Origin of the sequence: Mycobacterium sp. (assembly GCF_036490025.1) — a bacterium.
Taxonomy (GTDB): Bacteria; Actinomycetota; Actinomycetes; order Mycobacteriales; family Mycobacteriaceae; genus Mycobacterium.
The window spans coordinates 1-7270 of record NZ_DASXEP010000067.1 but is presented as its reverse complement, the minus strand read 5'-3'; the positions used below and the strand labels follow the sequence as shown (position 1 = coordinate 7270).

5 protein-coding genes and 1 pseudogene are annotated in these 7270 nt (G+C 64.3%); all 6 read left to right on the top strand.

Going from position 1 to position 7270, the window contains the following annotated elements:
* Nucleotides 1-54 precede the first annotated feature (54 nt).
* Nucleotides 55-2223, top strand: coding sequence for a type IV pilus secretin PilQ (gene pilQ / locus VGG53_RS07415; protein ID WP_331517393.1), 2169 nt, complete (start codon nucleotides 55-57; stop codon nucleotides 2221-2223).
* A 52-nt stretch (nucleotides 2224-2275) separates the two neighbouring features.
* Nucleotides 2276-2680, top strand: a pseudogene (locus VGG53_RS23995) (Ig-like domain-containing protein); the annotation flags it as partial.
* Nucleotides 2681-3046: 366 nt separating this feature from the next.
* Entirely contained in the window at nucleotides 3047-4456 is a 1410-nt protein-coding gene (locus VGG53_RS07405; protein ID WP_331517390.1) for a hypothetical protein, read from the top strand.
* Nucleotides 4457-4496: 40 nt separating this feature from the next.
* On the top strand, nucleotides 4497-5027 hold the full coding sequence (locus VGG53_RS07400; RefSeq protein WP_331517389.1) for a shikimate kinase: 531 nt from the start codon (nucleotides 4497-4499) through the stop codon (nucleotides 5025-5027).
* Between the two features lie 22 nt (nucleotides 5028-5049).
* Entirely contained in the window at nucleotides 5050-6126 is a 1077-nt protein-coding gene (aroB, locus tag VGG53_RS07395) for a 3-dehydroquinate synthase (RefSeq protein ID WP_331517388.1), read from the top strand.
* Nucleotides 6127-6128: 2 nt separating this feature from the next.
* Nucleotides 6129-7270 (top strand): deoxyguanosinetriphosphate triphosphohydrolase (locus VGG53_RS07390; protein ID WP_331517386.1); only part of this gene is annotated, 1142 nt, incomplete at its 3' end.

The following is a 7270-nucleotide window of genomic DNA, read 5'->3' as shown; positions in this document are numbered from 1 at the left end:
CCGACGGGCCTCGCGTTGAACGATTAGCCGAACGGCTGCAGGGAGTTCTTAAAAATGACACGCCTCAACCCGTTGAACCGGATCCGAAGCGCCCTCGCGACGCTCCTGACCGCGCTCATCGCCGGTTCAACCCTCCTGTCGCTGGCGCATGCCGCAGACAGCAATACCCTGACGGCCATCGACGTACGGCCCATGGCCGGACAGCAGCTGCAGCTGACCCTGAAGCTGTCGGGACCTGCGCCGCAGCCCACCAGCTTTGCCATCGATGATCCGGCGCGCATTGCCATCGATCTGCCGGGCACTTCGCTGGCGCTCGCATCGCGCCGCATCGACGTGCGCTCCGGTGGTCTCGACACGATCCTGGCCGCGCAGACCGCGGACCGCAGCCGGCTGGAGCTGGTCCTCGACAAGACGATGCCGTACGCCATGCGGGTCGACGGTAACAACATCGTGGTCACGCTCGGCCAGAACGGTGCCGAGGCGACGGCCAGCACCGTGCCCGCGCGCAGCGATGGCGCCACGGTCTCGACCGCCGCGGGCGTGCGCAGCATCGATAGCATCGACTTCCGGCGCAGCGTGGATGGCGCCGGCCGCGTCATCGTGCACCTGACCGACCCGCATACGCCCATCAACCTGCGCCAGGTCGGCGAGCAGGTGGTCGTTGATTTTGCGGGCACGGAGCTGCCCAAACGGCTGGTACGCCGTTTCGATGCCACCGATTACGGCACTGCGGTCACCAGCTTCGATGCGACCCATTCCGGCGGCGATGCCCGCCTCATCATCACCGCCACGGGTGACTACGAGCAGCTGGCCTATCAGACCAACGACACCTACGTCGTCGAGATCCAGCCGAAGCGCAAGCCCGAGGTCGCCGAGGACACCAAGCGCCTCTACACGGGTGAGAAGATGACGATGAACTTCCAGGACATCGACACCCGCTCCTTGCTGCAGCTGCTGGCGGACACCAGCGGCCAGAACATCGTGGTAAGCGACTCGGTGCATGGCAGCGTGACCCTGCGCCTGCAGAATGTGCCCTGGGACCAGGCGCTCGACATCGTGTTGCGCACCAAGGGTCTGGACAAGCGCCAGGACGGCAACGTCATCATCGTCGCGCCGGCCGATGAGATCTCCAGCCGCGAGAAGGCCGAACTGGCGGCGCGCAAGGATCTTCAGGAACTCGAGCCGCTGCGCTCGGAGTTCCTGCAGGTCAACTACGCCAAGGCCGCGGACATGGCCAGCCTGATCAAATCGACGGGCCGTTCGCTACTCTCACCGCGCGGCAACGTGTCGGTGGATGTGCGTACGAATACCCTGCTGCTGCAGGACACGGCGGAGCGGCTCGAGGACATCCGGCGCATGGTCGCCACCTTGGACATCCCCGTGCGCCAGGTCAAAATCGAATCGCGCCTGGTCATCGTGAACAACGACTTCACGCGCGAGCTGGGTGCGGTGCTGGGCTTCACCGGTGTCAACAAGAACGGCGCCAACGGCCTCGTCACGACCACCGGTACGGCGGCGGGCGCCAACACGATCGTGAACTCCGCACTGACCAACCTGACCACCACCGGTTCGGCGTTCCCGGTCACGATGCCCTCCGGCTCCACGGGCACCGGCACGGCGCCGACGCGTTACAACGTCAACCTGCCGGTCTCCAGTCCCGCGGGCAGCATCGCCCTCGGGATCCTCGGGTCCGATTACCTGCTCGACCTGGAGCTGTCGGCGGCCCAGAGCGAGACGCGCGCAGACATCATTTCTTCACCGAGCATCATCACGGCCAACCAGAAGCAGGCCACGATTTCGCAGGGTACCGAGATCCCCTACCAGGAGTCCGCCTCCAGCGGCGCGACGTCCATTTCCTTCAAGAAGGCGGTGCTGTCACTGGAAGTGACGCCGCAGATCACGCCTGACAACCGCATCATCCTCGACCTGGATGTGACGAAGGATACCGTCGGCCAGGTGGTCGTGGCGTCAGGCGGCGTCAACGTGCCGAGCATCGATACCCAGGAAATCACGACCCAGGTGCTGGTCAGTGACGGGCAGACGGTGGTGCTCGGAGGCATCCTGCAGACCGAACACCGCATTGATGAAACGAAGGTGCCGTACCTCGGGGATGTGCCCATCCTGGGCAACCTGTTCAAGACGACCACCAGGACCAATAACAAGGACGAGCTGTTGATCTTTGTGACGCCGAAGATTCTTCACGAAGGCGCCAACGTCTACTGACCGGCGGCCTCGCTCAACTTGGTCTACATCGCAACGAATTTTCAGGTGAGACATGCGTAAACTTTGGTTAACTGTGCCGATTCTGATGCTCACCGCAGCCCTCGCGGCATGCGGTGGCGGCGATGCGCCGTTCGTAGGCAGCGGATCGGGTTCAACCGGAACCGGAAGTACGGGTAGCACCGGCGGCACGACCGGCGGCAACGGTGGTACGACGGTTACGGCCTCGGCGCTTAGCGTTAGCACCAGCGCACCGACGATTCCGGCGGATGGCTCAAGCAGTGCAACCATCACGGCGCTCGCCAAGAACGATGACAACAACCTCATTTCAGGGGTTCAGGTCTGCTTCAAGGCCTCCTCGGGTGGCGTTGCCGTCACGAATGGAACGAATGGCTGCGTGAGTACCGGCGCGAACGGTTCGGCGGTGGCGACGCTCAGCACCGCGGGCGACTCCTCGCTGCGGACCATCACCGTGACTGCCACGGCCGGCAGCCAGGTTGGAACGGCCTCAGTGCAGGTCGTTGCCTCGTCCCAGTCGGGCACGACGACCGTGCAGCTCGGTAACGGGAATGGCTCCACCTTCGTGGCCGGTGCCATCGGGGTCGGTGCGCCGACATTGTCCGCGGGCGGCACGACGGCCTTGAACGTGTCCGTCGTCGATCAGACCGGGACGTTGTACAACGCCGGACCGGTCACCGTGACCTTCAATTCACCGTGTGTCGCAACCGGTCAGGCGACCATCCTGTCAACGGTCACCGGCACTGGCGCCCCGCCGGCCGGCACTGTCGTCACGACCACGGGTTTTGCGGCGGCAACGTATACGGCCATGGGTTGCAGCGGCCCGGACACCATCACGGCGTCCGCGACCGTGGGCACCCAGAATCTGGCTGCGACCGGCACGGTCACGGTCGGTGCGGCTTCGATCGGCTCGATTCAGTTCGTCTCGGCTTCCCAGACGTCCATCGGCCTGAAGGGCACGGGTCTCAACCAGACCTCCACCGTGGTCTTCAAGGTCCTCAATTCCACCGGCGGGCCGTTCCAGGGCGTCGCCGTGACATTTACCCCGAACACGACGGTCGGCGGACTGGCGATCTCACCGACGACCGCGACATCGGCTTCGGATGGCACGGTCCAGACCACGGTCAGTTCGGGCACCGTGCATACCACCGTGCGCGTCACCGCGAGCATCGCCGCGCCGGCCCTGAGCACCCAGTCCAGCCAGCTCACCGTGACGACCGGCCTGCCGACCTCCAGTTCCTTCAGCAGTGCGGTAGGCCCCGCAAAGTATGCCAATGGCGTCTCGCCGCTCTCCTGTCCCAACGTCGAGGCCTATTCGATCGACGGCGTGACGGTGCCGATCACCGTGTTCCTCTCGGATCGCTACAGCAACCCGGTCCCGGATGGCACCGCCGTGGCGTTCACGACCAACGGCGGCCAGATCGGCGGCAACTGCAATACGCTGGGCGGTACGTGCTTCGTCACCTGGACGAGCACGAATCCGCGACCGACCACACAACTTGCCTCGGTGACTGGCGTACCTCCGAGCAACGGCTATGGGCGTGCGACGATTCTCGCCACGGCGATCGGCGAAGAATCATTCGATGACGCGAATGGCAATGGCTTCTACGATTCCACCGAATCCTTCGCGAATCTTGGCGAGCCCTACCGCGACGACAATGAGAACGGGGCGTATGACACGGGTGAATACTTCCTCGATTTCAATGGCAACGGTGCGCGCGACCTTCCGAGCGGCCAGTTCGTGGGCATCACCTGCACCGGCACCGCACCCGGGTCCACCTGCATGCAAAGCACGCTGGCCCTGGGCGTATCCCACCTGCTCACCATGTCGACCAGCGACGCGCTCATCACCCTGGACGCTGCTGACACCGCGGGCCTCACGAATTCGGGTACGGTCGCTGCCCCCATGCTGGCGATGCCCATCAGCAGTTCCGCCCAGCTGGTCGTCAACGTACAGGACACAAGTGGAGTGGGTCACGGCATACCCGGAAATTCGATGGCCGCGGGCACCACCGTTTCGTTCCAGAGTTCCAGTACGACCGTTGTCGTTGCCGCGGTAGGTAGCACCACGGTCGGGTGCGATGCCACCGTCGGCGGCCAGAATTATGGCGCGGCGCTGACGACGACGACCACCACGGGCAGTGCGACCATTACCGTCAAGGTGACATCGCCCAGCGGTTCGAGCACCTTCCTCACCATCCCCGTCTCGGTTCCCTGACCGCGCGTAGCCGTGCGGGTGCGGTATTCTCACCCGCACCATGCACGGCAAGCGCAATATCTACCTCGTCGGCCCGATGGGTTCCGGCAAAAGTGCCGTGGGACGCATCCTGGCGCGGATGGTGGACGCGCCTTTCCTCGACAGTGATGCCGAAATCGAGAAGCGCACCGGCGTCGACATTTCCTACATTTTCGAGAAGGAAGGCGAGCCGCGCTTTCGGCAGCGCGAGAAGGAAGCCATCGAGGCGCTGACGGCGCTCGAGCCTTTGGTATTGGCCACCGGCGGCGGCGCCATTCTGATGCCCGAGAACCGCGAACTGCTGACGCAGCGCGGCTGCGTGGTCTACCTGATCACCTCCGTCGAACAGCAGGTGCACCGCGTAAGCCACGCCCGCCATCGGCCGCTACTCGCGAATGTAGATCCGGAAGTGAAGCTGCGGCAGCTGATGGCCGAACGCGAGCCGCTGTACTGTGCGGTTGCCGACCTGAAGGTCATCACTGACGGCCGCAAGATCCAGGCGGTTGCCGAGGAAATCATCAAGGCCCTGGGTTTCCCGGTCGTGGGTGGCTGAACGCTCTATAATTGCCGATATCGTGAACACCCTGACGGTTGAACTCGCCGCACGCAGCTATCCGATCCTGATCGGCCCCGGCCTGTTGCGCGACCCTGCGGTGCTCGAGGCGCACGTACCCCGCGGCACCGTGCTGCTGGTCAGCAATACCACCGTTGCGCCGCTGTACGCGGGTACGCTGAAACACGCTCTCAAGGATCGCAACATCGTCGAGGCGATTTTGCCCGACGGCGAGTCGTACAAGACCCTCGCGACGCTCGCCCGGATCCTCGATGTCGCGGTCGCGAACCGCCTGGCGCGCGACAGTACCGTGGTGGCCCTCGGCGGCGGTGTGGTGGGGGACATGGCGGGATTCGCGGCAGCCTGCTATCAGCGCGGCATCGATTTCGTGCAGGTGCCGACGACCCTGCTGGCGCAAGTCGACTCTTCGGTCGGCGGCAAGACCGGCGTGAATCATCCCGGTGGCAAGAACCTCATCGGTGCATTCCACCAGCCCATCGCGGTGATCGCCGATACGGATACGCTGGCGACGCTGCCGCCGCGGGAATTGCGGGCCGGGCTTGCGGAGATCATCAAGTACGGCCTGATCCATGATGCGGCCTTCTTTGACTGGCTCGAGGTCAATATCGATCGGCTGCTGGCGCGTGATCCGCAAGCGCTTACGCATGCCATCCGCCGCTCCTGCGAGGTCAAGGCCGAAATCGTGGGCCAGGACGAGCGCGAACACGGCGATCGCGCGTTGCTGAATTTGGGACACACCTTCGGACATGCGATTGAAGCGGCCACGGGTTACGGCACCTGGCTGCACGGCGAAGCCGTCGGCGCCGGCATGCTGATGGCCGCGGCCATGTCGCGTGAATGTGGCTACCTGAGTGATGCGGATGTCGCGCGGCTGCGGGCGCTGCTGCACCGGGTCGGTCTGCCCGTCGCCGCACCGGATGTTTCGGCGCAGACGGTGCTGGAGCACATGAAGATCGACAAGAAGGTGAAGGCGGGGCGCATGCGCTTCGTGCTGCTGAAGCGCATCGGAGCGGCCCTCGTGACCGCCGATTATCCGCCGCGCGCGCTTGAGGCTACGCTGACCGGCTACTTCGGCTGACCGTGACCGGCGCCACGCGTCAAGCATCGGACCTGGCCCCATACGCGTCGGCCGAGTCCGGTTCCCGCGGCCGCCGCTGCGCCGAACCGCCGCCGCAGTTCCGCGGCGAATACCAACGCGACCGCGACCGCATCATCCATTCGAACGCCTTTCGGCGCCTCGTCTACAAGACCCAGGTGTTCGTGAATCATGAGGGCGACCTGTACCGCACGCGCCTGACGCATTCGATGGAAGTGGCGCAGATCGCGCGCTCCATTGCGACGGCGCTCGACCTGAACGAATCGCTCACCGAAGCGATCTGCCTCGCGCACGATCTTGGCCATACCCCCTTCGGACACGCCGGCCAGGACGCGCTCAATGCCTGCATGCGCAAATTCGGTGGCTTCGAGCACAATCTGCAGTCGCTGCGCGTCGTCGATGAGCTCGAAGATCGCTATGCCGATTTCCACGGCCTCAATCTCACCTTCGAATGCCGCGAGGGAATCCTCAAACACTGTTCGGTACGCAATGCGAAGCAGCTGGGCGAACTCGGCGAGCGTTTCATCCAGCGGCGCCAACCCTCACTCGAGGCACAACTGTCAAACCTGGCCGATGAAATCGCCTACAACAATCATGACGTGGACGACGGCCTGCGCGCGGGACTCATCAGCCTGGATGATCTGGCCGAGGTCGAGTTATTTGCAGGCCAGCACCGAAAGGTGCTGGCGAAGTACCGCGCGCTTCCCGAACGCAAGGTGATCCACGAAACCATCCGCCGCGTCATCAACGATGTGGTCAGCGACCTGATCCGCACGACCCGTGACAACCTCGCCAAGGCCCGGCCGACGTCAGTCAGCGACGTCCGGGCACGCTCCAAACCCCTGGTCGCATTCAGCCCCGACGTCGCCCGTGAACAGCTCAAGCTCAAGCAATTCCTGAACGAGCGTGTCTACCGCCACTACAAAGTATTGCGCATGACGTCCAAGGCAAGGCTCGTCGTGACCCGTTTATTTGATACCTTCCTCGATGATCCGACCCTGATGCCAACCGAGCACCAGGAAGCCGCAACGGTTCTGGAGCGCGAACACGGTATGCCCGGACGCGCACGGGCTGTCGCCGACTACATCGCGGGGATGACAGACAGATACGCGATCCTCGAGCATCG